The organism is Streptomyces sp. NPDC052114 (genome assembly GCF_040680155.1).
In the GTDB taxonomy this organism is placed as follows: Bacteria; Actinomycetota; Actinomycetes; order Streptomycetales; family Streptomycetaceae; genus Streptomyces.
The window spans coordinates 242,143-265,869 of sequence record NZ_JBFAWC010000008.1; the positions used below are offsets into that span (position 1 = coordinate 242,143).

Annotated in this window: 20 protein-coding genes; 11 read left to right on the plus strand and 9 right to left on the minus strand. The window is 71.3% G+C overall.

The features are described from left to right. Window positions 1-153 precede the first annotated feature (153 nt). The 3 genes from AB0L89_RS19700 to AB0L89_RS19710 all read left to right on the plus strand — a co-directional run bounded on the left by AB0L89_RS19700 (window position 154) and on the right by AB0L89_RS19710 (window position 4,927). Window positions 154-1,968, plus strand: coding sequence for a PQQ-binding-like beta-propeller repeat protein (locus AB0L89_RS19700; protein WP_365142425.1), 1,815 nt, complete (start codon window positions 154-156; stop codon window positions 1,966-1,968). Between the two features lie 55 nt (window positions 1,969-2,023). Continuing rightward, the gene (locus AB0L89_RS19705) at window positions 2,024-3,982 is read left to right on the plus strand and encodes a PQQ-binding-like beta-propeller repeat protein (protein ID WP_365142427.1); all 1,959 of its coding nucleotides are present in this window, start codon (window positions 2,024-2,026) and stop codon (window positions 3,980-3,982) included. 222 nt (window positions 3,983-4,204) lie between these two features. Continuing rightward, window positions 4,205-4,927 carry a response regulator transcription factor gene (locus AB0L89_RS19710; protein ID WP_365142429.1) on the plus strand — a complete coding sequence of 241 codons (723 nt, stop codon included), beginning with the start codon at window positions 4,205-4,207 and terminating at the stop codon, window positions 4,925-4,927. Window positions 4,928-4,963: 36 nt separating this feature from the next. Here AB0L89_RS19710 and AB0L89_RS19715 read toward each other — a convergent pair whose 3' ends face one another. Beyond that, complete coding sequence (locus AB0L89_RS19715) at window positions 4,964-5,245, minus strand: hypothetical protein (protein ID WP_365142431.1); 282 nt, start codon at window positions 5,243-5,245, stop codon at window positions 4,964-4,966. A gap of 23 nt (window positions 5,246-5,268) precedes the next feature. Beyond that, window positions 5,269-6,942 (minus strand): sodium:solute symporter family protein, encoded by a 1,674-nt coding sequence (locus AB0L89_RS19720; protein ID WP_365142433.1) that lies wholly within the window; start codon window positions 6,940-6,942, stop codon window positions 5,269-5,271. 212 nt (window positions 6,943-7,154) lie between these two features. Between AB0L89_RS19720 and galT the strand changes: the two genes are divergently transcribed. Genes galT through galK form a run of 3 tightly spaced genes read left to right on the plus strand, consistent with a single transcriptional unit; the run spans window position 7,155 to window position 10,330 of the window. Next, window positions 7,155-8,216 (plus strand): galactose-1-phosphate uridylyltransferase, encoded by a 1,062-nt coding sequence (gene galT, locus AB0L89_RS19725; RefSeq protein ID WP_365142435.1) that lies wholly within the window; start codon window positions 7,155-7,157, stop codon window positions 8,214-8,216. Next, window positions 8,213-9,172 (plus strand): UDP-glucose 4-epimerase GalE, encoded by a 960-nt coding sequence (gene galE / locus AB0L89_RS19730; protein ID WP_365142436.1) that lies wholly within the window; start codon window positions 8,213-8,215, stop codon window positions 9,170-9,172. Before galT ends, galE begins: the two co-directional genes overlap by 4 nt. Window positions 9,173-9,175: 3 nt before the next feature. Beyond that, window positions 9,176-10,330 carry a galactokinase gene (gene galK, locus AB0L89_RS19735; RefSeq protein WP_365142438.1) on the plus strand — a complete coding sequence of 385 codons (1,155 nt, stop codon included), beginning with the start codon at window positions 9,176-9,178 and terminating at the stop codon, window positions 10,328-10,330. Between the two features lie 12 nt (window positions 10,331-10,342). Here galK and AB0L89_RS19740 read toward each other — a convergent pair whose 3' ends face one another. After that, window positions 10,343-10,798 carry a GNAT family N-acetyltransferase gene (locus AB0L89_RS19740; protein ID WP_365142440.1) on the minus strand — a complete coding sequence of 152 codons (456 nt, stop codon included), beginning with the start codon at window positions 10,796-10,798 and terminating at the stop codon, window positions 10,343-10,345. A 274-nt stretch (window positions 10,799-11,072) separates the two neighbouring features. On the opposite strand from AB0L89_RS19740, the gene AB0L89_RS19745 reads away from it, so the two are divergent. Next, the gene (locus AB0L89_RS19745; protein ID WP_365142442.1) at window positions 11,073-11,849 is read left to right on the plus strand and encodes a response regulator transcription factor; all 777 of its coding nucleotides are present in this window, start codon (window positions 11,073-11,075) and stop codon (window positions 11,847-11,849) included. On the opposite strand, the gene tamR is transcribed toward AB0L89_RS19745, so the two are convergent. Next, a complete protein-coding gene (gene tamR / locus AB0L89_RS19750; RefSeq protein WP_365142444.1) occupies window positions 11,808-12,305 on the minus strand; it encodes a MarR family transcriptional regulator TamR in 498 nt (165 codons plus the stop codon). The two genes, AB0L89_RS19745 and tamR, sit on opposite strands and share 42 nt — an antisense overlap. 98 nt (window positions 12,306-12,403) lie before the next feature. Between tamR and AB0L89_RS19755 the strand changes: the two genes are divergently transcribed. Both AB0L89_RS19755 and AB0L89_RS19760 read left to right on the plus strand, forming a co-directional pair. After that, window positions 12,404-13,237, plus strand: a complete 834-nt coding sequence (locus AB0L89_RS19755; RefSeq protein ID WP_365142446.1) for a trans-aconitate 2-methyltransferase — start codon at window positions 12,404-12,406, stop codon at window positions 13,235-13,237. Then, window positions 13,237-13,605 (plus strand): VOC family protein, encoded by a 369-nt coding sequence (locus AB0L89_RS19760; RefSeq protein ID WP_365142448.1) that lies wholly within the window; start codon window positions 13,237-13,239, stop codon window positions 13,603-13,605. Before AB0L89_RS19755 ends, AB0L89_RS19760 begins: the two co-directional genes overlap by 1 nt. A gap of 15 nt (window positions 13,606-13,620) precedes the next feature. Here AB0L89_RS19760 and AB0L89_RS19765 read toward each other — a convergent pair whose 3' ends face one another. Both AB0L89_RS19765 and AB0L89_RS19770 read right to left on the minus strand, forming a co-directional pair. Next, window positions 13,621-14,307 carry a TetR/AcrR family transcriptional regulator gene (locus AB0L89_RS19765; protein WP_365142450.1) on the minus strand — a complete coding sequence of 229 codons (687 nt, stop codon included), beginning with the start codon at window positions 14,305-14,307 and terminating at the stop codon, window positions 13,621-13,623. Then, window positions 14,304-15,353: a fatty acid desaturase gene (locus AB0L89_RS19770; RefSeq protein ID WP_365142452.1), complete on the minus strand. Its 1,050-nt coding sequence runs from the start codon at window positions 15,351-15,353 to the stop codon at window positions 14,304-14,306. Before AB0L89_RS19770 ends, AB0L89_RS19765 begins: the two co-directional genes overlap by 4 nt. Window positions 15,354-15,615: 262 nt before the next feature. Between AB0L89_RS19770 and ppc the strand changes: the two genes are divergently transcribed. Beyond that, the gene (gene ppc, locus AB0L89_RS19775) at window positions 15,616-18,360 is read left to right on the plus strand and encodes a phosphoenolpyruvate carboxylase (protein ID WP_365142454.1); all 2,745 of its coding nucleotides are present in this window, start codon (window positions 15,616-15,618) and stop codon (window positions 18,358-18,360) included. Window positions 18,361-18,532: 172 nt separating this feature from the next. Beyond that, complete coding sequence (locus AB0L89_RS19780; RefSeq protein WP_365142456.1) at window positions 18,533-21,532, plus strand: hypothetical protein; 3,000 nt, start codon at window positions 18,533-18,535, stop codon at window positions 21,530-21,532. A gap of 222 nt (window positions 21,533-21,754) precedes the next feature. On the opposite strand, the gene AB0L89_RS19785 is transcribed toward AB0L89_RS19780, so the two are convergent. The 3 genes from AB0L89_RS19785 to AB0L89_RS19795 all read right to left on the minus strand — a co-directional run bounded on the left by AB0L89_RS19785 (window position 21,755) and on the right by AB0L89_RS19795 (window position 23,599). Next, window positions 21,755-22,216 (minus strand): hypothetical protein, encoded by a 462-nt coding sequence (locus tag AB0L89_RS19785; RefSeq protein WP_365142458.1) that lies wholly within the window; start codon window positions 22,214-22,216, stop codon window positions 21,755-21,757. Window positions 22,217-22,308: 92 nt separating this feature from the next. Beyond that, window positions 22,309-22,911: an aminoacyl-tRNA hydrolase gene (gene pth / locus AB0L89_RS19790; protein WP_365142460.1), complete on the minus strand. Its 603-nt coding sequence runs from the start codon at window positions 22,909-22,911 to the stop codon at window positions 22,309-22,311. Window positions 22,912-23,005: 94 nt separating this feature from the next. After that, the gene (locus AB0L89_RS19795; RefSeq protein ID WP_365142462.1) at window positions 23,006-23,599 is read right to left on the minus strand and encodes a 50S ribosomal protein L25/general stress protein Ctc; all 594 of its coding nucleotides are present in this window, start codon (window positions 23,597-23,599) and stop codon (window positions 23,006-23,008) included. Window positions 23,600-23,727: the final 128 nt, after the last annotated feature.

Genomic DNA, 23,727 nt, shown 5'->3' on the forward strand with positions numbered 1-23,727 from the left:
CGTGCAGCTCGCGTAACGGACGCATCACGGGCCGGTCCTCCCTTGGGAACAGGGGCAGGACCGACCCCGTGCGGGGTGCGGTCAGAGTGATAGAAAGGCTGACCTGAGAGCACCCTTTGGCGTGCCGAAAAATCAGTGAAGGGGGAAGCGCTGATGACTCAGCCGCCCAACCAGCCGCCGCACGGCGGCTACGGAGCTCCGCAGGATCCACGGCAGGGCGGCGCGCAGCAGCCGCCGCAGCCGCCGGGCCAGCCGCCGCAGGCTCCCGGTCAGCCGCCGCAGGCCCCGCCGCCCGCCGCCCCGCAGCCGGGGCAGCCCCAGCCCGGTTACGGCTACCCGCAGACTCCGCCGCCCGCGGCCGACAACCCGTACGCGCAGCAGCCGGCCCAGCCGGGCCCCTACGGCCAGCCCCAGCAGCCGGGACCGTACAACCAGCCGACGCAGCCCGGTCCCTACGGCCAGCCGCAGTACGGCTACCAGCAGCAGCCGCCGACGCAGCCGATGTACCCCGGCCCCGGCGTGCCCGGCACCCCGCCCGGCGACGGCAAGGCCAAGCGGAACAAGCTCGTCGTGATCGTCGCCGCGGCCGTGGCCGCGCTGCTCGTCGCGGGCGGTGTCACCTACGCCGTCGTCGGCGGTGACGACGGCGACGGGAAGAAGTCCGAGGCGAAGAACAAGGACCCCAAGCCCTCCGCGTCCGCCCCGGCCAACCCGGGCGACGGCAGCGGCGACGGCAACGAGGGCAAGGAGGACCTCAACGAGGGCCGCCAGGCCGGCGAGGCCAAGGTCCTCTGGTACAAGGAGGCCCCCAAGGTCCCCGGCTCCGGCGGCGACGCCCCGGGCATGTGGGTCGAGGGCGACGTCGCGGTCAAGGCCGCGTACAAGCAGCTGCTCGCCTACGACGTGAAGACCGGCAAGGTCGCCTGGCCCGCCATCACGTTCCCGCAGAAGATCTGCGCCGCCACCCAGACGGCCACCGACGACGGCAAGATCGTCGTGGCGTACAAGGAGGGCGTGAAGAGCAGCGCCAAGTGCAACCAGCTCCAGGTCATCGACCTGAAGACGGGCGACAAGGGCTGGGGCAAGCCGGTCAAGGAGGAGGGCCTGTTCGACTTCGCCCTCCAGACCAACCTGGTCCTCGTCGGCGACGTCCTGATGGTCGGCCGCGACCAGTCCGGCACGGCGCTGCGGATGAGCGACGGCGAGAAGCTCTACGTCGCGGACAAGAAGGACGAGGGCAGCTGCTTCCCCAACGGCTTCGCCGGCGGCAAGCAGCTCCTCATGGCCCTGTCCTGCGGCGCGAGCACGCCCAGCGAGCACGACGAGCTGCAGCAGCTCGACCCGAAGACCGGCCGCGCCCTGTGGACCAAGAAGTTCCCCAAGGGCTGGCGCATCGGCAAGGTCTACTCCGTCAGTCCCACGGTCGTGTACCTCACCAACGAGGACAAGAAGAAGTGGAACGTGACGGTGCTGAAGGAGAACAGCGACAAGGTCCGCTCCGAGCTGACCACCAAGGACAACTTCGCCCCGGAGTGCGGCACCTCCATCCTCGACCGCGCGCTCGGCGGCTGCCTGGGCGCCACGGCCGACGACAAGTACCTGTACCTGCCGACCGACGAGAAGAGCGGCGCCAACTCGGTCGTCGCGTTCAGTCTCGCCACCGGCAAGGAGGCCTGGCGCACCAAGTCGCCGATGGACGAAACGATGCTGCCGATGAAGGTCGAGAACGGCGAGCTGATCGCGTACGTCACGCCGGCCTACGACTCCGGCGGCCGGGTCGTCTCCATCGCCACCTCCGGTTCGCACACGCCCAAGACCCTTCTGCAGCACCCGAAGGGCACTTCGCAGATCGAGAGCGGCTTCTACTCGAAGGACGTCGACTACGTGGACGGACGGTTCTACATCTCCACCACCAGTCTCATGAGCACGTCCGGCCAGGCGAAGCTGATGCTCGCCTACGGCAAGTGATCCCCCGCTCGGACCTCCGCTCGACCGCTCTCGTCCCCAAGGAATCGACGACGTCATGACCCAGCCGCCCCAGCCTCCGCAGCAGCCGCCGAACGAGCCCCCACAGGGAGGGTTCGGCGCGCCCCAGGAACCGCCGGCCGGTGGTTTCGGTGCCCCGCAGGACCCTCCGCCCGGAGGCTTCGGCAAGGCCCCGGAGCCGTCGTACGGCTACCCGCAGGCGCCCCAGCCGCCGGCCCAGCAGCCCCCGGCCCCGCAGACCCCGCCGCCCGCGCAGCCCCCGGCCCCGCCGGGACAGCCGCCGCAGACCCCGCCGCCCGCGGCGCCGCCGGCCGCTCCGCCCGCGCCCCCGGCCGGCCAGCCCACCTACGGCTACCCCCAGGCGCCCCAGGCGCCCCAGGCACCTCAGCCGCCGCAGGGCTACGGCTACCCGGGCCAGCCCGGCCAGCCGCAGTACCAGCAGGGCTACCAGCAGCCGGGCTACCCGCAGCAGTACCAGCCGCAGCCCCCCACCATGCCGATGCAGCCGCAGGCCGCGGGCGGCTCCGGTGAGGGGAAGAAGAAGTTCAGCAGCCAGATGACGATCATCGTCGCGGCGGTCGCCGTGATCGCGCTGATCGTCGGCGGCGGTGTCTACTACGCCACGTCGAAGGACGACGGCGACACCAAGACCACCGCGCAGGAGTCCGGCGGCAAGGACGGCAAGAGCGGCAAGGACGGCAAGGGGGAGGGCGGCGACGCGCTGCCCCAGCAGGGCGACGCCAAGGAGAAGGCCCCGGCCGACCCCGCGGCCAAGGTCCTCATGCAGCTCCCGCAGCCGGAGGTCCCCAAGGACCAGATCTGGACGGCCACGGGCTCCGTGCTGACCGACGACGTCTACGCCAAGGCGGGCGTCAACGAGCTGAACGGCTACGACCCGGACACCGGCAAGAAGAAGTGGACGATCCCGCTCTCCGGCATGACCTGCGCGATGTCGCGCGAGGTCACCAAGGACGGCATCGCCGCGGTCGTCACCGAAGAGGCCAAGCGGAACAAGAAGGGTGACTACCAGCAGTGCACCAACGTCTCCGCGGTTGACCTGAAGTCCGGCAAGAAGCTCTGGACCGAGAGCGCCGAGACCAACGGCATGAAGGCGACGTTCAAGGAAGTCACCATCTCGGGCACCACGATCGCCGCGGGCGCCGGCACCTCCAGCGGCGGCGCCGCCTGGGACGTCACCGGCAAGTCCCTGTGGACGCCGAAGGTCGGCAAGTGCCAGGACGTCGGCTACGCCGGCGGCGACCAGCTGGTCGCGGTCCGCAAGTGCGGCACGTACGGCGACTACAAGCTGAAGGTCCAGCTCCTGGACCCGAAGACCGGCGACGACAAGTGGACGTACCCGATCGCCCCCGGCGTCGACAACGCCAAGATCATCTCGACGAACCCGGTCGTCTTCGGCCAGGACACCACCGAGATCACCGCCTCCGGCGTGACCGACGTCTTCTCCCTCGGGAGCAACGGCAAGCTGCGCACCAAGATCTCGCTGGAGGACGGCAAGTACGACCACGACTGCGGCGTCAACATGGTCAACGACTGCCGCGCGATCGCGGTCGGCAACGACCGGCTGTACGTCCCCACCCGCCAGCACGACGGCACCGGTGAGAGCTACAACCGCACCAACGAGATCGTGTCCTTCTCGCTGGCCACCGGCAAGCCGACCAGCGACCGCGCGGTCGCCGGCGACAACGGCGAGATCTTCCCGATCCGCATGGACGGCGGCAACGTCCTCGCGTACAAGGCGCACGGCTACCAGAAGGGCGCCCAGGTCGTCTCGCTCGACGGCAAGACGATGAAGGAGACCAAGCTCCTGGAGACCCCGGGCTCCGAGGCGGTCACCGACGCGATCAGCGGCATGGTCCCGAAGTCCAACGAACTCCTCTACGGGAACGGCCACCTGTTCCTCGGCAAGAAGCTGCTGAGCAGGCCCCTCACGAAGGGCGAGAAGGAGTACGTGGCGATCGGCTTCGTCGCGAAGTAGCGCGGCGCCCCACCGCGGGCCACGCACGGCGGCCGCCCCCTCGGCGCACGAGGGGGCGGCCGCCGTCGTTCGTGTACCACTCGGTGCGCCCAATCACCCCTGAATGGCCTGGATTTCGGCATTCCGGGCCGCTTCTGGCCGGTAGGGGGCGCGCAACGTCGAACAAGCGTGTAGCTTCCGGGAGATGGAGGCCGGGGGGCCTGGGGGAACTGGGGGGTTGCTATGGGTGTGCGGCTCATGGTGGTCGACGACCACCGACTGCTCGCCGAGGCGCTCGCCTCGGCGCTGAAGCTGCGCGGGCACCGGGTGCTCGCCGCGGCCGCGCCCGCCGCGGGAGCGGCGGAGCTGGTGATCAGCAGGGCGCCGGAGGTCTGCCTCCTGGGCACGGCCACGCCCGCGGAGCCGGGCATGTTCGATCCGGTCGTCAAGATCAAGCGGGAGCGTCCGCAGGTGGCGGTGGTGGTGCTCGGCCCGGTGCCGAGCCCGCGCGGCATCGCCGCGGCCTTCGCCTGCGGCGCGTCCGGGTACGTGCGCCACGACGAGCGCATAGAAGGAGTGGAGCGCGCCATCATGAAGGCGCGCGCGGGCGAGGCCGCCGTCGCACCCCAGCTGTTGCAGGGCGCCTTCAGCGAACTGCTCAACCCGGCGGCCCAGCCCGACGACGAGGGCCAGCGCCTGTTGCAGATGCTCACCCCGCGCGAGGTCGAGGTCCTGGTGCGGGTCGCGGACGGCGAGGACACCCGGCTGATCGCCGCCGGCATGGGGATAGCCCCGAGCACGGCGCGTACGCATGTGCAGCGGGTCCTGATGAAGCTGGGGGTCGGCTCGCGTCTTGAGGCCGCCGCGCTCGCCGCGCGCACCGGCCTCCTGGAGCGCGCCGAGCGCCCGCCGTCGGTCTACACGGACAACGGCGACATGCCGACGGGGCCCGAGTCACCGAAGTGACCCGGGCCCCGTGCGGGCCGTGCCGTCCTGGCGGGCTCAGTCGTCCTCGGGCTCCTCGGCGGGCGCGGCCACCGGGCGCAGCCACAGCCAGCCCAGGAAGAACAGGCCGAGGGCGAGCATGCCGAGGCCGGTCCAGAGGTTGATGTTGATGTCCTCCGCCTTCTTGAGGTCGGCGTCGGACGCGGTGATGCCGGCGATCGTCACGATGACGCCGTAGACGACGAACAGGCCGCCGATGATCCGCCGGATGTCGAAGAGGCGGGCCGCCGTCGCGGACTTGCGCTCCAGCTCGGAGACTTCGTTGTGCAGGTCGGACATGGTGTTCGGTCCTCCGATCGGGGCTAGAGCGAGTACGGCAGGTAGCAGGCCGCGGCGAGCACGATCGCACCCCAGCCGAGCAGGGCGGGCTTGCGGTACCACGCGTCGTCGCCCTCTTCCACGCCGTCGTCCTCAAGACCGGGCGAGGCCGTCCCGTAGACCAGGCCGGCCAGTTCGGCCTCCGGCTTGGGGGCGGTGAAGAGCGTGACGACGACCATCACCACGGCACCGGCGACGAAACCGACGATCGCCGAGACGAAGTTGGCGCCCTGGTCGGTCGGGATGTCGATGACGCCCTGCTTGTAGATCCAGAAGTAGTTGACCATCGCGGCGGTCGTGCCCGCGAGCAGGCCCCACACACCGGACTTCATCGAGGCCCGCTTCCAGAACATGCCGATGATGAAGACCACGAACATCGGGACGTTGAAGAACGAGAACAGGGTCTGCAGATACCCCATGATGTTCGAGAAGCTCGACGCGATGAAGGCCGTGCCGATGGAGGCGATCACACCGATCGCGGTGATGAGCCGGCCGAAGCGCAGGTAGTAGACGTCCTCGCGGTCCTTGACCACGTACTTGGCCCAGATGTCGTACGTGAACACGGTGTTGAAGGACGAGACGTTCGCCGCCATGCCCGCCATGAACGCGGCGAGCAGACCGGTGACCGCGATGCCGAGCACGCCGTTGGGCAGCAGCTCCTGCATCAGGTAGGGGATCGCGTCGTTGTACGTCAGGCCGGATCCGGCGGTGCCGATCTTCGGGACGAGGACGGCGGCGACCAGGCCCGGGATCATCACCAGGAAGACGATGAAGATCTTCGGGAAGGCGGCGATCAGCGGGGTGCGCTGGGCGGCGGAGAGGTTCTTCGCGGAGAGCGCGCGCTGCACCTCGGCGAAGTTCGTCGTCCAGTAGCCGAAGGAGAGCACGAAGCCGAGGCCCAGGATGATGGTCAGCCAGTTGGCGCCGAGCGGGTTGGCGTCACCGATGCCGGTGCCGCCCCAGGCAGTCAGGAAGTTGTCGCCGTGCTGCTTCTCGATGGAGCCGGTCAGGCCGTCCCAGCCGCCGACCTTCTTCAGGCCGATGACGCAGATCGGGATCAGCGCGGCGAGGATCACGAAGAACTGGAGCACTTCGTTGTAGATCGCCGAGGAGAGTCCGCCGATCGTGATGTACGCGAGGACGAACAGGCCCGCGACGACGATCGCCACCCACTGCGGCCAGCCGAGCAGCGCCTCGACGACGATCGAGAGGGCGTAGAGGTTCACACCCGCGATGAGTATCGCCGCGAAGGCGAAGAGCGCCGAGCTGAGCAGGTGGGCGGACTTGTCGAACCGCTGGAGCAGGAACTCGGGGACGGAGCGGACCTTGCTGCGGTAGTAGAACGGCATCATCACGAGGCCGAGGAAGACCATCGCGGGGATGGCGCCGATCCAGTACCAGTGGACGACCGCGACGCCGTACTGCGCGCCGGTGGCGGCCATGCCCAGGATCTCGGTGGCGCCCAGGTTCGCGGCGACGAAGGCGAGACCGGTGACCCAGGCGGGCAGGGAACGGCCGGAGAGGAAGAAGTCGAGGCTGGTCTTCACGCTGCGGCGGGCGGCGAATCCGATACCGAGGACGACCACGAAGTAGATCGCCAGGATCGCGTAATCGAGCCCGTTGGTGGGGAGCCGAAGCCCTTCGGCCAGGGTTTGCATGGGGAACTCGCTTCGTTGCGCGAACTGATCAGACGGGAACCTACGCCCCGCTTTTCAATAAGTGAACAGTTCCCGTGATGTTCTTTGTTTGATTGTGACCGGAACCTCGCCGTAGTCGCCCACGGTGTGCGGGCAGTCCCTTGACTGGCCTGGTCGGTCGTGGTTTGTTATGTGCGGTTCTGTTTGGTGGGTGTTGATGAGGAGCCCTGAACGTGAAGAAGACCTCGACCCGTCTCGCCGACGGTCGTGAGCTCATCCACTACGACGTGCGCGACGACGCCGTCCGCGAGGCCGTCGACCGGCGCCCGCTCGCACCCGTCTCCACCACGTCACAGGTCCGCAGGGACCCCCTCCTCGGCGACTCCGTCGCCATCGCCTCGCACCGCCAGGGCCGCACCTACCACCCGCCGGCCGACGAGTGCCCCCTGTGCCCCTCCGCCGGGGACCGGCTCAGCGAGATCCCCGACTCCTCCTACGACGTCGTGGTCTTCGAGAACCGCTTCCCCTCGCTCGCCGGTGACGCGGGCCGCTGCGAGGTGGTCTGCTTCACCTCCGACCACGACGCGTCCTTCGCCGACCTCACCCCCGGGCAGGCCGCGCTCGTCCTGGAGGCCTGGACCGACCGCACCGCCGAGCTCTCCCATCTGCCCTCCGTGGAGCAGGTGTTCTGCTTCGAGAACCGCGGCGCCGAGATCGGCGTGACCCTCGGCCATCCGCACGGGCAGATCTACGCCTATCCGTTCGTCACCCCGCGCACGGCCCTGATGCTCCGCTCGCTCGCCGCCTTCAAGGAGTCCTCGGGCGGCGGCAACCTCTTCGACGACGTCGTCGCCAGGGAGAGCGCGGGGGAGCGGGTCGTCCTGGAGGGCGAGCACTGGGTGGCCTTCGTGCCGTACGCCGCGCACTGGCCCTACGAGGTGCACCTCTACCCCAGGCGCCGGGTGCCCGACCTGCTCGCCCTCGACGAGGCCGCGCGCACAGAGTTCCCACAGATCTATCTGGAACTCTTGCGTCGCTTCGACCGGATCTTCGGCGAGGGAGAACCGCCCACCCCGTACATCGCGGCCTGGCACCAGGCACCCTTCGGGCCCCTGGAGGGATATGACGGGATCAATCGTGACGATTTCGCCCTCCACCTTGAACTTTTCACGATTCGCCGCACTTCGGGCAAGCTGAAGTTCCTCGCGGGTTCCGAATCCGGCATGAGCGTGTTCATCAACGACGTGCCGCCGGAAGCCGCGGCCCAGCGACTGCGAGAGGTAGCGAGTTCATGAGCGGTAAGTACCTGGTCACCGGTGGAGCGGGCTATGTCGGAAGCGTGGTGGCCCAGCATCTGATCGAGGCCGGGCACGAGGTGACGGTCCTCGACAACCTCTCGACCGGCTTCCGCGAGGGCGTCCCCGCCGGCGCCACCTTCGTCGAGGGCGACATCCGCGATGCCGCCAAGTGGCTGGACTCCTCCTACGACGCCGTGTTGCACTTCGCCGCCTTCTCGCAGGTCGGCGAGTCCGTCGCCAAGCCCGAGAAGTACTGGGACAACAACGTCGGCGGCACCATGGCGCTGCTCGCCGCGATGCGCGACGCGGGCGTGCGCAGGCTCGTCTTCTCCTCCACCGCAGCGACGTACGGCGAGCCCGTGAACACTCCCATCACGGAGACCGACCCGACCGCCCCCACCTCGCCCTACGGCGCGTCCAAGCTCGCCGTCGACCACATGATCACCGGCGAGGCCGCCGCCCACGGCCTCGGCGCGGTCTCGCTGCGCTACTTCAACGTCGCGGGCGCGTACGGGGAGTACGGCGAGCGCCACGACCCCGAGTCGCACCTCATCCCGCTGGTCCTCCAGGTCGCGCAGGGCCGCCGCGAGGCCATCAACGTCTTCGGCGACGACTACCCGACCCCCGACGGGACCTGCGTACGCGACTACATCCACGTCGCCGACCTCGCCGAGGCGCACCTCCTCGCGGTCGCGGCCGCCACCCCCGGCGAGCACCTCATCTGCAACCTGGGCAACGGCAACGGCTTCTCCGTGCGCGAGGTCATCGAGACCGTCCGCGAGGTCACCGGCCACCCCATTCCCGAGGTGATGGCCCCGCGCCGCGGCGGCGACCCGGCGACCCTGGTCGCCTCCGCCGCCACCGCGCGCGAGAAGCTCGGCTGGAACCCGTCCCGCGCGGACCTCGCGGGCATCGTCGCCGACGCCTGGGCATTCGCCCGGCGAAAGGGGTAGTCCATGGGCACGGCATCCGAAGTCGCCGAGCAGTTCCGGCAGTTGTACGGGTACGCGCCGGACGGGGTCTGGTCGGCCCCCGGCCGGGTCAACCTCATCGGCGAGTACACGGACTTCAACGAGGGCTTCGTGATGCCGCTCGCCCTGCCGCACACCGCCGTCGCCGCCGTGGCGCGCCGCACCGACGGCGTGCTGCGGCTGCACTCCGCGGACATCGACGCCCCGCTCGTCGAACTGCGCGTGGACGAGCTGACGCCGCTGTCCGACGGAGGCTGGGCCGCGTATCCGGCCGGGGTCGTCTGGGCGCTGCGGGAGGCGGGGCACGCGGTCACCGGCGCGGACCTGCACCTGGCGTCGACGGTGCCGACCGGCGCGGGCCTTTCGTCCTCCGCCGCCCTGGAGGTCGTCACCGCCCTCGCCCTGGACGAGCTGTACGGACTCGGGCTCGCCCGGCCCGAGGTGGCCGTCCTCGCCCAGCGCGCCGAGAACGCCTTCGTCGGCGTGCCCTGCGGCGTGATGGACCAGACTGCGTCGGCGTGCTGCACCGAGGGCCACGTCCTGCACCTGGACTGCCGCGACCTCTCGATACGGCAGGTGCCCTTCGACCTGGCGGCCCAGGGGCTGCGGCTCCTGGTCGTCGACACCCGGGTGAAGCACGCGCTCGGCGACGGCGCCTACGCGGAGCGGCGCGCCGGGTGCGAGGCGGGCGCGCGGGCGCTCGGGGTCTCCCATTTGCGCGATGTTCCCTACGCCGAACTGCCGGACGCGCTGCGGAAACTGACGGACGAGAAGATCCGCAGGTACGTGCGGCACATCGTCTCGGACGACCACCGCGTCGAGCGGGTCATCGAGCTCCTGGACGCCGGTGACGCCCGCGCGATCGGCCCCGTCCTCACCGAGGGCCACGCCTCGCTCCGCGACGACCTGCGCATCTCCTGCCCGGAGCTGGACCTGGTGGTGAGCTCCGCGAACGCGGCGGGCGCGCTCGGCGCCCGGATGACCGGCGGCGGCTTCGGCGGCTCGGCGATCGTCCTGGTGGAGGAGGCGGACGCGGACGCGGTCACGAAGTCCGTCCTCGCGGCCTTCGACGCGGCGGGCTTCACGGCGCCGCGGGTCTTCCCGGCGGTGGCCTCGGCGGGGGCGCGCCGGGAGGTGTGAGCCCCGGCGGGCCTAGGCCAGCCGCTTCGTCAGGGTGAACTCCTTGACGCCCTCGGGGTAGTCGGGGATCACGCACACCAGCTCGTAGCCCTGGTCGCGGTAGAAGCCGGGGGCCTGGAAGTCCCAGGTCTCCACACGGGAGTTGAGGCAGCCGCGCTCCTCGCGGGCCGTGCGCTCCGCCTCGGCCAGCAGCCGCGAGCCGAGGCCCGCGCCGCGGTGCCGCTCCTCGACCCAGAGCTGGTCCACGTGCAGCCAGCGGGCCCAGGTGTGCGCGGCGAGCCCCGCCGCGAGACCGCCCCGCTCGTCCAACGCCCATAGGGCCAGCGGCACTTCCTGGTCGGCACCCGTCCCGCGCAGGGCACGCAGTGCGGGGGAGGCCGCCGTGTTCGTCTCGCTCAGCCGCGAGCGAAGCAGACCAAGCCGCTCTTTGTCGACTCCTGTCTCAATACGAAACATACGGCTCACCATAAACGCGTCGGCCAATCAGTTCTGCAAATCAGCTTCCGCTCCCGGCCTCCGGCCCTACTCTGAAGGGCAGTGCCGGTGGGGGCCGGCGCTGATCAGGGGGCGAGACAGTCGGGTACGACGCCCGGCGTGGGGGTGGCACAGCAGTGCGCGGCGGCGGCCGTGCGACTGCCGCGATCTCCGTTCCGGGCGCCGTACCCGCGCCGATCGTTCTCCGGCGATCTTCCGAAGGGGACATCCCCGGCTCCATGGAGGGAGCGCGGGGAAGGGGGTTTCTGTGGTCCGTATTCGAGTCCTGGTCGTCGACGACCACCGCATCTTCGCCGAGTCGCTGGCCGCCGCGCTCGCGGCCGAGCCCGATGTCGACGTGTCCGCGGCCGGCAGTGGCCCGGCGGCGCTGCGCTGCCTGGAGCGTGCGGTCGGCGAGGGGCGCAGATACGACGTGCTGCTCGTCGACGCCGACCTCGGCAGCGCCGCGAGCGCCCTGCAGGGCAACCGCCCCGCGGTGCCGGTACAGGAAGGCAACGCGGACGGGCTCGTGGACGGCATCTCCCTGGTGGCGGGCGTCCGCTCGGGCCAGCCCGCCGTGCGCACCGTCGTGCTCGCGGAGAAGGACGACCCGCGCCGCGCGGCCCTCGCGCTGCAGGCCGGGGCCTCCGGCTGGGTCGCCAAGGACTGCTCGCTGTCCCGGCTCCTGACGGTGATCCGCGGTGTCCTGCGCGACGAGACCCATCTGCCGCCCGCCCTGCTCACCGGCGTGCTGCGCGAGCTGACCGCGGCCCGCAAGCACCGCACCGAGTCCGAGCGGCTGGTGGAGTCCCTGACCCCGCGCGAGCGCGAGGTCCTGCGCTGCATGGTGGCGGGTCTGGGCCGCAAGGCGGTCGCCGAGCGCCTCTTCCTCTCCCCGCACACGGTGCGTACGCACATGCAGAACGTCCTCGGGAAACTGGGCGTCCACTCCACCCTCGCGGCGGTGGCGCTGGCCCGGCGCGCGGGCGTCGGCCCGGTCGACCTAGCCGGGGATGTTGTCGAACGGGGCGGTCAACTGGCGTAGCAGTCCCGCCAGTTCGCCCCGCTGGGCGCGGGAGAGCTCCACGAGGATCGCCCGCTCCTGTTCGAGCAGTCCGGCGAGGGCCTGGTCCGCGCGGTCCCGGCCCTCGTCGGTGAGGCGCACGAGCACGCCGCGCCGGTCACTGGGGTCCGGCAGGCGCTCGACGAGGCCCTTCTTCGCGAGCCGGTCGATGCGGTTGGTCATCGTGCCGGACGTCACGAGCGTCTGCGTCAGGAGCTGGCCGGGGGAGAGCTGGTAGGGCGCGCCCGCGCGGCGCAGCGACGTCAGCACGTCGAACTCCCACGGCTCCAGCTGGTGCTCCGCGAAGGCGAGTCTGCGGGCACGGTCCAGGTGCCGCGCGAGCCTGCTCACGCGGCTGAGTACCTCGAGTGGTTCCACGTCGAGGTCGGGGCGCTCCCGGCGCCACGCCGCGACCAGCCGATCGACCTCGTCCTCCATGGCGATCAGTGTAGGGGGTCTGTCGACATGAAGTCTCTTGACGTCAAGATATCTCGGGGTTCAGGATGACGTCACCGGACGTTTCGAGGAGGCCATCCATGCCCGCAGCCGACGCCACCGCCTGGGATCCACGGCAGTACCTGCGCCACTCCGACCACCGGGCCAGGCCCTTCGTCGACCTGCTGGCCCGCGTCCCCGAGCTGCCCGCCGAGGGGCGCCCGCCCCGCGTCGCCGACCTCGGCTGCGGCCCCGGCAACGTCACGCGGCTCCTGGCCGAGCGCTGGCCCACCGCGCACATCACCGGGTTCGACAACTCGCCGCAGATGCTGGCCGGGGCCGCCGACCTCGCGGGTCCCACCGGGCAGGGCGGGCACCTGGACTTCGCCCACGCCGACGCCGCCGACTGGACACCGGACCCGGGCACGTACGACCTGATCCTGTCCAACGCGACGCTCCAGTGGGTGCCGGGCCACCCGGACTCCTTCGCCGCCTGGATCGACGCACTGGTGCCCGGCGGCACGTTCGCCTTCCAGGTCCCCGGCAACTTCGACGCCCCCAGCCACGTCCTGATGCGGGAGCTGAGCGAGTCCGACCGCTGGCGGGACCGCCTCGGCGGCCTCCTGCGCCACGCGGACGCGGTGCTCTCGCCGGGCGCCTACCTGGAAAGCCTCGCGGACCTCGGCTGCGAGGTCGACGCGTGGGAGACGACGTACCAGCATCTGCTTGCCGGCCGGGACCCCGTCCTGGACTGGGTCAAGGGCACCGGCCTGCGCCCCGTCCTCACCGCACTCGCGGACGACCCGGCGGCGACGGAGGCGTTCCTCGCGGAGTACCGGGAGCTGCTGCGCAAGGCGTACCCGGCGACGGACCACGGCACGGTCTTCCCGTTCCGGCGGGTTTTCGCGGTGGCCCGCAAGGAAGGCGGCGTCTGATGCTCGCGGCCGTCGACCACGTACAGCTGGCCGCGCCGCCCGGCAGCGAGCCCGCCCTGCGCGCCTACTACCAGGGCGTGCTCGGCATGACCGAGACCCCCAAGCCGCCCGTGCTCGCGGCCCGCGGGGGCTGCTGGTTCGAGGCGGGGGGCGTGCGCCTGCACCTGGGCGTCGAGAAGGACTTCAGGCCCGCCCGCAAGGCCCACCCCGGGCTGCTCGTGCGGGACATCGAGGCGTATGCGGACCGGCTCGCCGCGCACGGCGCCGAGGTCGTCTGGGACGACGATCTGCCGGGGCACCGGCGCTTCTACTCCCAGGACCCGGTCGGCAACCGCCTCGAATTCCTGGAGCCGCGCCCCGGCGACTGAGGCGGCACCGGGCGCTCAGTTCTTCCTGTGCCCTATCAGCCGCGGCTTCGGCTCCAGGCCGTCCAGGCCGTGCCAGGCGAGGTTGACCAGATGCGCGGCCACCTCCGCCTTCTTCGGCTTGCGGGCGTCCAGCCACCACTGGCCCGTCAGCGCGACCATGCCGACCAGCGCCTGGGCGTAGAGCGGGGCGAGCTTCTGGTCGAAGCCGCGGGTCTTGAACTCCTGGCCGAGGATGTCCTCGACCTGCGTGGCGATGTCGGAGATCAGGGACGCGAAGGTGCCGGTGGACTGCGCCACCGGGGAGTCGCGGACCAGGATGCGGAAGCCGTCCGTATACGTCTCGATGTAGTCGAGGAGCGCGAAGGCGGCCTGCTCCAGGAGCTCCCGGGGGTGCCCGGCGGTGAGCGCCCCCGTCACCATGTCCAGGAGCTGGCGCATCTCGCGGTCGACCACCACCGCGTACAGCCCCTCCTTGCCGCCGAAGTGCTCGTACACGACCGGCTTGGAGACCCCGGCCTTCGCCGCGATCTCCTCGACCGACGTGCCCTCGAAGCCCTTGGCGGCGAACAGCGTGCGGCCGATGTCGAGGAGCTGCTCCCGGCGCTCGGCACCCGTCATCCGGGTCCGGCGGGTGCGCCGGGGCTGCTTCTCTTTGCCGGAGGGGCTGGTGTTGCTGGAGTCGGTCGCCACGTCGTCCATCATGCCGCGTCGGCGGCGCGGGGGACGCGGCGGGACTCGATGCGCGACTTCGACGGCCAGCGCACGTCGTACGCCCAGCCCAGCCGCTCGCACCAGCGGATGATCCGGGCCGAGGAGTCGACCTGGCCCTTCATCACGCCGTGCCGCGCCGACGTCGGGTCGGCGTGGTGGAGGTTGTGCCAGGACTCGCCGCACGACAGGACCGCCAGCCACCACACGTTGCCCGAGCGGTCACGCGACTTGAAGGGGCGCTTGCCGACCGCGTGGCAGATCGAGTTGATCGACCACGTGACGTGGTGCAGCAGCGCGACGCGGACCAGCGAGCCCCAGAAGAACGCCGTGCACGCGCCCCACCAGGACATGGTGACCAGACCGCCGACCAGCGGCGGCAGCGCCAGCGAGACGATCGTCCAGAGCAGGAACTGCCGGGAGACGCGGCGGATCGCCGGGTCCTTGATCAGGTCGGGGGCGTACTTCTCCTGCGAGGTCTGCTCCTCGTCGAACATCCAGCCGATGTGCGCCCACCACAGGCCCTTCATCAGGGCGGGGACCGTCTCGCCGAAGCGCCAGGGGGAGTGCGGGTCGCCCTCCGCGTCCGAGAACTTGTGGTGCTTGCGGTGGTCGGCCACCCAGCGGACCAGGGGGCCTTCCACGGCCATGGAACCCGCTACGGCGAGCGCGATGCGCAGCGGCCGCTTCGCCTTGAAGGAGCCGTGCGTGAAGTAGCGGTGGAAACCGATGGTGATGCCGTGGCAGCCCAGGAAGTACATGAAGACGAGCAGGCCGAGGTCCAGCCAGCTCACCCCCCAGCCCCAGGCCAGCGGCACCGCGGCGACCAGGGCGAGGAAGGGGACGGTGATGAACAGGAGCAGCGTGACCTGCTCCAGCGACCGCTTCTGCTCGCCGCCGAGCGTCGCGGAGGGCGCCGGGGCGGGGTCGATGGCGGTGGCGGTGGCGGTGGCAGCGGTGGCGGTGGGGGTGGCCGCCGCCGCCCGCGGAGCGTCCTCGATCACATCGGTGTCGGAGTACGCATCGGAAGTTGTCGTCATGGGCACGTCCCCTGTGGGGTCGAGGAATGAGGGTGGTCCGCAGGCACGAGGGAACGGTCCGGTGGTTTCCTACGGTTCCGTAACCTACGGCGACGTAAGTATGGCAGCGCGGAGGCGGGCGGCAAGAGGCCGCGAGCTTCGTGCCCGGAGTGACACCTATCCTTGGAAACGGTCGGACAGCGCGGTCCGCTCTGTTATTTCCCCCGGATCCCCAACCGGGACCCCTCCCAGACGTGCTTCACCACTGCAAGGAGCCGCACCTGTGAGCAGTGCCGACGACCAGGGCCAGCAGGCCACCAGCACCGCCAGCACCGAGCTGCGCGCCGACATCCGCCGCCTCGGCGACCTGCTCGGCGAGACCCTCGTACGCCAGGAGGGCCCCGAGCTCCTCGAACTGGTCGAGAAGGTCCGCCGTCTGACGCGCGAGGACGGCGAGGCCGCCGCCAGGCTGCTGGGCGGCACCGAGCTGGAGACCGCGGCCAAGCTGGTCCGCGCCTTTTCGACGTACTTCCATCTGGCGAACGTCACCGAGCAGGTCCACCGCGGCCGCGAGCTGCGCGCCAAGCGCGCCGCCGAGGGCGGACTCCTCGCCCGCACCGCGGACCGCCTCAAGGACGCCGACCCCGAGCACCTGCGCCAGACCGTGCAGCACCTCAACGTGCGCCCCGTCTTCACCGCGCACCCCACGGAGGCCGCCCGCCGCTCCGTGCTCAACAAGCTCCGCCGCGTCGCCGAGCTCCTGGAGACGCCGGTCATCGAGTCCGACCGCCGCCGCCACGACACCCGCCTCGCCGAGAACATCGACCTGGTGTGGCAGACCGACGAGCTGCGCGTCGTGCGCCCGGAGCCCGCGGACGAGGCCCGCAACGCCATCTACTACCTGGACGAGCTGCACGCCGGCGCCGTCGGCGACGTCCTTGAGGACCTCACCGCCGAGCTGGAGCGCGTCGGCGTCGAGCTGCCCGAGGGCACCCGCCCGCTCACCTTCGGCACCTGGATCGGCGGCGACCGCGACGGCAACCCGAACGTGACGCCCCAGGTCACCTGGGACGTCCTGATCCTCCAGCACGAACACGGCATCAACGACGCGCTCGACATGATCGACGAGCTGCGCGGCTTCCTCTCCAACTCCATCCGCTACACCGGAGCCACCGAGGAGCTGAAGGCCTCCCTCCAGTGCGACCTGGAGCGGCTGCCGGAGATCAGCCCGCGCTACAAGCGCCTCAACGCCGAGGAGCCGTACCGCCTCAAGGCCACCTGCGTCCGGCAGAAGCTGGAGAACACCAAGGAGCGCCTGGCCAAGGGCACCGCGCACGAGGACGGCCGCGACTACCTCGGCACCGCCGAACTGCTCCACGACCTCACGCTCATCCAGACCTCGCTGCGCGAGCACAAGGGCGGCCTCTTCGCCGAAGGCCGGATGAACCGCACCATCCGCACCCTCGCCGCGTTCGGCCTCCAGCTGGCCACCATGGACGTACGCGAGCACGCGGACGCCCACCACCACGCGCTCGGCCAGCTCTTCGACCGCCTAGGCGAGGAGTCCTGGCGGTACGCCGACATGCCCCGCGAGTACCGGCAGAAGCTGCTCGCCAAGGAGCTGCGCTCGCGGCGCCCGCTCGGTCCTTCCCCGGCGCCGGTGGACGCCGCCGGCGAGAAGACCCTCGGCGTCTTCCTCACCGTCAAGAAGGCCCTCGAAGTCTTCGGACCCGAGGTCATCGAGTCGTACATCATCTCGATGTGCCAGGGCGCCGACGACGTGTTCGCCGCCGCCGTCCTCGCCCGCGAGGCGGGCCTCATCGACCTGCACGCCGGCTGGGCCAAGATCGGCATCGTGCCGCTCCTGGAGACCACCGACGAGCTGCGCGCCGCCGACGTCATCCTCGACGAGATGCTCGCCGACCCCTCCTACCGCCGGCTCGTCGCCCTGCGCGGCGACGTCCAGGAGGTCATGCTCGGGTACTCCGACTCCTCCAAGTTCGGCGGCATCACCACCTCCCAGTGGGAGATCCACCGCGCCCAGCGCAGGCTGCGCGACGTCGCCCACCGCTACGGCGTGCGCCTGCGCCTCTTCCACGGCCGCGGCGGCACCGTCGGCCGCGGCGGCGGCCCCTCGCACGACGCGATCCTCGCCCAGCCCTGGGGCACCCTGGAGGGCGAGATCAAGGTGACCGAGCAGGGCGAGGTCATCTCCGACAAGTACCTGGTGCCGTCGCTGGCCCGCGAGAACCTCGAACTGACCGTCGCGGCGACCCTCCAGGCCTCCGCGCTGCACACCTCGCCGCGCCAGTCCGACGAGGCCCTCGCCCGCTGGGACGCCGCCATGGACGTCGTCTCGGACGCCGCGCACTCCGCGTACCGCAAGCTGGTCGAGGACCCGGACCTGCCGACGTACTTCCTCGCGTCGACGCCGGTCGACCAGCTCGCCGACCTGCACCTCGGCTCCCGGCCCTCCCGCCGCCCCGGCTCCGGCGTCTCGCTCGACGGCCTGCGCGCCATCCCGTGGGTCTTCGGCTGGACCCAGTCCCGGCAGATCGTGCCCGGCTGGTTCGGCGTCGGCTCGGGCCTCAAGGCCCTGCGCGAGGCCGGCCTGGACACCGTGCTTGACGAGATGCACGAGCACTGGCACTTCTTCCGCAACTTCATCTCCAACGTCGAGATGACGCTCGCGAAGACGGACCTGCGGATCGCCAGGCACTACGTGGACACCCTCGTGCCGGACGAGCTCAAGCACGTCTTCGCCACGATCGAGGAAGAGCACGAGCGGACCGTCCGCGAGGTCCTGCGGATCACCGGCGGGCAGGAACTGCTCGACTCCAACCCGGTCCTCCAGCAGACCTTCGCGATCCGCGACGCCTACCTCGACCCGATCTCCTACCTCCAGGTCGCGCTGCTCAAGCGCCAGCGCGACGCGGCGGCCGCCGACACCGAGCCGGACCCGCTGCTCGGCCGCGCGCTGCTGCTCACCGTGAACGGTGTCGCGGCGGGCCTGCGCAACACCGGCTGACACACCGCTCCCGGGCCCCGTCCTCCTCCGGGAGGGCGGGGCCCCGGCATGTGCCGATCGGCACCTAATCAGGTGAAACGGCGGTCGTACGGTCTTGTCATGCGCCTTCTCGCGCCGCCCGGGGGAGCACAGTTGGCGGGCCCTCATGTTTCCCTCGGTCGTCGGGAGCCCCGTGACTGCGCTGCCCCCCGTTCCCCGTCGGTCGCGCCGCAGATCCACCGCGGCGACGGCCGTCCTCCTCGCGCTCCTCGCGGCGCTCGCCCTCGTGCCGTACGGCACCGCCCACGCCGACGCCCGCATGGCCGTCCGGCTCGACCCGGCGACCTCGCCCGTGCCGGCCGGCGACCACGTCACGTACAACGCGAACATCCAGTGCTCGATCCCGGGCGACTGCCGGTCCGTGACGGTCACCTTCACGCCACCGGACGGCGCCTCGGGGCCCGGCCAGGTCTCGCAGCCCTACCCGCCCGGCGTCACCGACGTCACCGCGAACGCCGACGGCAGCGTCACCGTCACCTACGACAAGATCGCCAGCGGCCAGAGCTCGCAGCTCACCGTCAGCTGGCCCACCGCGGACTACTGGACGCCGCCCGGCGCGCAGACCGCCGGCATGTCGGCCACCGCCACGAACGGCGACGGCAACCCCAGCACCGACGACGCCTCGGTCACCGTGACCGCCACGCCCAACCCGGCGATCAGGAAAGAGGGCCCGAAGGCCGCGAGGCCCGGCGACACCGTGGCCTACAAGGTCACCGCCACCAACGACCCGCGCGACGCCAACCGGCCGCGCGGCAACCTCGCCCTGGAGAACACCGTCCTGACCGACGTGCTCCCCGAGGGCGTGGACCTCGTCGACGCCACCCCCGCCGGCTACACCTACGACCCGGCCACCCGCACCATCAGCTGGCCCGTGGACACCGAACCCGGCCGCCCCGGCGACCAGCTGGCGCAGGTCAAGGAGTACCCCTACGGCGTCGTCCACGAGATCAGGGTGAAGGTCCGCGACGACGTCGCCGACGGCACCGTCCTCACCGACACCGCCACCATCACCGGCGACCCCTTCGGCCCGGACACCGACAAGATCTCCAAGAGCGCCACCGCCGACACCACCGTCGGCACCGGCTCCGGCGAGGTCTCCGGCACCCTCGACAAGTCCGTCGACACCCCGCTCGCGGGCAACGGCCAGCGCCTCTCGTACGTCCTGCGGTTCGGCAACACCGGCACCGACGCCGCCGACGTCCGCCTCACCGACGCCCTGCCGAACGGCTTCGACGCCCAGACCCTGCGCCTGTCCACACCGTCCGGCGGCACCTACTCCGGCGACTGGACGGTCCGGGTCACCCGGCGCGACGGCACCACCGAGACGCTCACGCCCACCGGCCAGCAGGCCGACCTCGGCACCGACCCCGTGTCCGTGCGCATCGACGTCCCCGGGCTCGCCGCGGGCGCCGACCTCGTCGCCCAGTTCACCGGGCGGGCCGACGCCTCCGAAGTCCCCGGCGGCAGCGGCGACGTACGCAACTGCGCGCAGCTGGAACTCACCGGCAGCGGCGGCGCCGACGCACGCGAGGAGTCCTGCGCGGACTTCCGCATCGAGCCCGAGGTCTCCCAGCCCGAACTCACCAAGTCCACCGACCCGGCCCCCGTCGGCCCCGGCGGCACCCACACCTGGCGCGTCACCCTGCGCAACGACCGCTACCGCACCGACTCCTCGCCGCTGCGCCCCCGCTTCGTCGACCTCGTGCCGCGCCAGCTCACCTACGAGACCGGGTCCTGGACCCTCGCCGACGGACAGCCCGCCACCTGCCCGGCCGCCGACCGCTTCACCGAGACGGTCACCGCCGGACCCGGCGGCCGCACCCGCGTCCAACTGACCGCCGCACGCGGCGCCGAGATCCCGGCCAACGACACGGCGTGCGTCTACACCTTCCGCACCACCGTCAAGCCCGGCGTCGCCAGCGGTACGTACAGCGGGACCCCGAACGACGCCGACTACGCCGGCAACCGCGCGGGCCTCTACGACGCGCAGCGCCCCATCAACACCCGGCAGACCGATACCCACGACATCGACGGCGACGGCAACACCACCGAGAACGTCGCCGAGGCCACCGACGACTTCGCCATCGCCCAGTCCGCGTCGCTGTTCGTGACCAAGGAGGTCAAGGGCGACAAGGACAGCGAGTTCCAGGGCTCGGCGGAGGTGCCCGGCAAGGAGGACGAGGTCGGGCAGTCCACCGCGGGCGGCACCGTCGACTACCGCACGGTCCTCGGCAACATGGGCAACACCGACCTCACCAACGTCGTCGCGTACGACGTGCTGCCGGAGCCCGGCACCAAGGGCGTCACCAGCGGCCGCTACGGCGACGACGCGACCAGCGAGTGGCGGCCCGTCCTGACCGGGCCGATCGACGCGGGGTCGGCGCCGGTGACCATCACCTACTCGACGAAGGCCGATCCGTGCCGGCCCGAGATGGACAACACCCCCGACCACAGCGCGTCCTTCTACTGCGGCGGAAAGCCCGACGCGAGCTTCGTGCCCGCGTCGCGGGTCACCGACTGGAGCGGGATCCGCTCCGTGCGGTTCGACTTCGACGGGCATGTGTTCACGGCCGGCGAGCGGTACACGCTGCGCTGGCGGATGAAGGTGCCGGAGCGGGTCTCGGACGACACGCCCTTCGACGGCGGGGAGCGGACCTGGAACAAGATCGCGATCGCCGGGGACCGGCGGGAGCCGGACGGGACGCTCCGTCCGCTGCTCGCGACGGAGGCGCCGTGGGTGGTCGCGGAGGTCGGGAAGTCTCCGGAGATTCCCCCGACGGAGCCGCCGACGGAGCCGCCGACGGAGCCGCCGACGGAGCCGCCGACGGAGCCGCCGACGGAGCCGCCCACCGAGCCTCCCACCGAGCCGCCGACGGAGCCGCCCACGTCGGAGCCGCCGACCGAGCCGCCCACGTCCGAGCCGCCGACGACGTCGGAGCCTCCCGTCACGGTGCCGCCGACGGAGCCGCCGACGGAGCCCCCCACGGGGTCTCCGTCGGAGAGCGAGCCGCCGGAGCTGTCGGAGACGGGGTCCTCCTTCGCGCCGCTGGTGGCCGCGCTCGCCGCGGGGCTGCTGGTCGCGGGCGGAGTCTTCTTCGCCGCTACGCGGCAGAGGTGGGGGCGGCACTCCTAGCCCCTTCGGGCGCGGGTGGACTGTGCTTGCTCGCGCAGTTCCCCGCGCCCCTGATCGGGGCGCCCCCGCCGTCGTCCGTCCGCGGGTCGGCCGTGCTTGCTCGCGCAGTTCCCCGCGCCCCTCAAGGGGCGCCACCCCTCGCCGTTCGTCCGCGGGTGCGTTGTGGCCGAGCGCGCAGTTCCCCGCGCCCCTGACGGGGCGCCCGCGGACGCGCACGTGGGGTCAGAAGGCCAGCGTCACGAATGATGCCGTCAGGAGTGCGCCGCCCGTCAGGGCGAGGGACCAGGCCAGGCGGGGCAGGCGGAGGCCGCCCGCGACGACCACCGAGGCGAGGAGCAGCGCACCCCCGAGGGGGAGCCACGCATGGAGGAAGCCCGGCCCGCCCGTGCGGACCGCTTCCCGCGTGCCCGGCTTGAGGGCCACAGGAATCCGCTCGCCCTTCTTCTCCGCGATCGAGCGGTCGATCACGACGGAGGCCGGCCGCCCCGCACCGGAGGACGAGGAGACGTACGAGCCGACACACGCGTCGGCCCCACACCGCGTCACCGTCATCACGCCCCGCTCACGGCCCTCGGTCAGCATCACGTGCCGCGCGGTGCCCCAGGACGCCCAGACACCGGCGGCGAGCAGTAGCACGGCGAGCGCGCCCATGGCGGTGCGGCGCCCCAGGAGCAGCAGATTCATGGCCGGGATCCTTGGCCACTTGACTTCGCTCAGTCAACCGTGGGCACAACGGACCCCGGGCAGGATGTCGGGGCGAACCCCAGAAGTCGGCGTCAGGAGTTGTACGTGCTCTGCGCCCGCTCCAGACCCTCCGTGACCAGCGCCTCGACCGCGTCGGCCGCCCGGTCCACGAAGTAGTCGAGCTCCTTGCGCTCGGCGGCGGAGAAGTCCTTGAGGACGAAGTCGGCGACCTGCATCCGGCCGGGCGGGCGCCCGATGCCGAAGCGGACCCGGTGATAGTCGGAGCCCATGGCCTTCGTCATCGACTTCAGACCGTTGTGGCCGTTGTCGCCGCCGCCCAGCTTCAGCCGCAGCGTGCCGTAGTCGATGTCGAGCTCGTCGTGGACGGCGACGATGTGCTCGGTCGGCACCTTGTAGAAGTCGCGCAGCGCCGTCACGGGCCCGCCCGAGACGTTCATGTACGACATCGGCTTCACCAGGATCACCCGGCGGCTCGCCGGACCCGGCGCGCCGATGCGGCCCTCGACCACCTGAGCCTGCGCCTTCGCGGCCCGCTTGAACTTGCCGCCCATCCGGTGCGCGAGCAGGTCGGCCACCATGAAGCCCACGTTGTGCCGGTTCATGGCGTACTCGGGGCCGGGGTTGCCGAGGCCGGCGATCAGCCAGGGGGCGTTGGCGTCGGTCGTCACGTGCATGTCTCCTTCGTGCGCGTATGGCTTCTTCATACGCGGCAGCCGCCGCTCCCAGCGGGAGCGGCGGCCGGCGTCACTGATGTGAGTCTGGTGAGGCTCAGGCCTCGGCGGACTCGCCCTCGCCCTCGGCACCCTCGGCCGGGGCCTCCTCGGCCTGCGCGGCCAGGACCTGAAGGACGACGGCGTCCTCCTCGACGGCCAGCGAGACGCCGGACGGCAGGGTGATGTCCTTGGCCAGGACCGACGCGCCGGCGTCCAGGCCCGCGACGGAGACGGTGACCGACTCCGGGATGTGGGTGGCCTCGGCCTCGACGGGCAGGGCGTTCAGGACGTGCTCGAGGAGGTTGCCGCCCGGGGCCAGCTCGCCCTCGGTGTGGACGGGGATCTCGACGGTGACCTTCTCGCCGCGCTTCACGAGGAGCAGGTCGACGTGCTCCAGGAAGCCCTTGAGGGCGTCACGCTGGACGGCCTTGGGGATCACGAGCTCGGGCTTGCCGTCCACGTCGATCGCGAGGAGGACGTTGGACTGACGCAGGGCCAGGTTCAGCTCGTGGCCGGGCAGGATGATGTGGGCCGGCTCGTTGCCGTGGCCGTAGACGACCGCGGGAACCTTGTTCTCGCGGCGGATGCGACGGGCGGCACCCTTGCCGAACTCGGTGCGGGCCTCGGCGGCGAGCTTGATCTCAGCCATGACTACTCCTCGGAGGTCAGAGATATCGATGAAGGGGTGCCCCTGCTCCGTGAGAGCTTGGGGCGGTCACCCGGCCATACGACTTACTGGCCTGCTACGAAGAGCGCGTCGATAACGGACCGCCACAC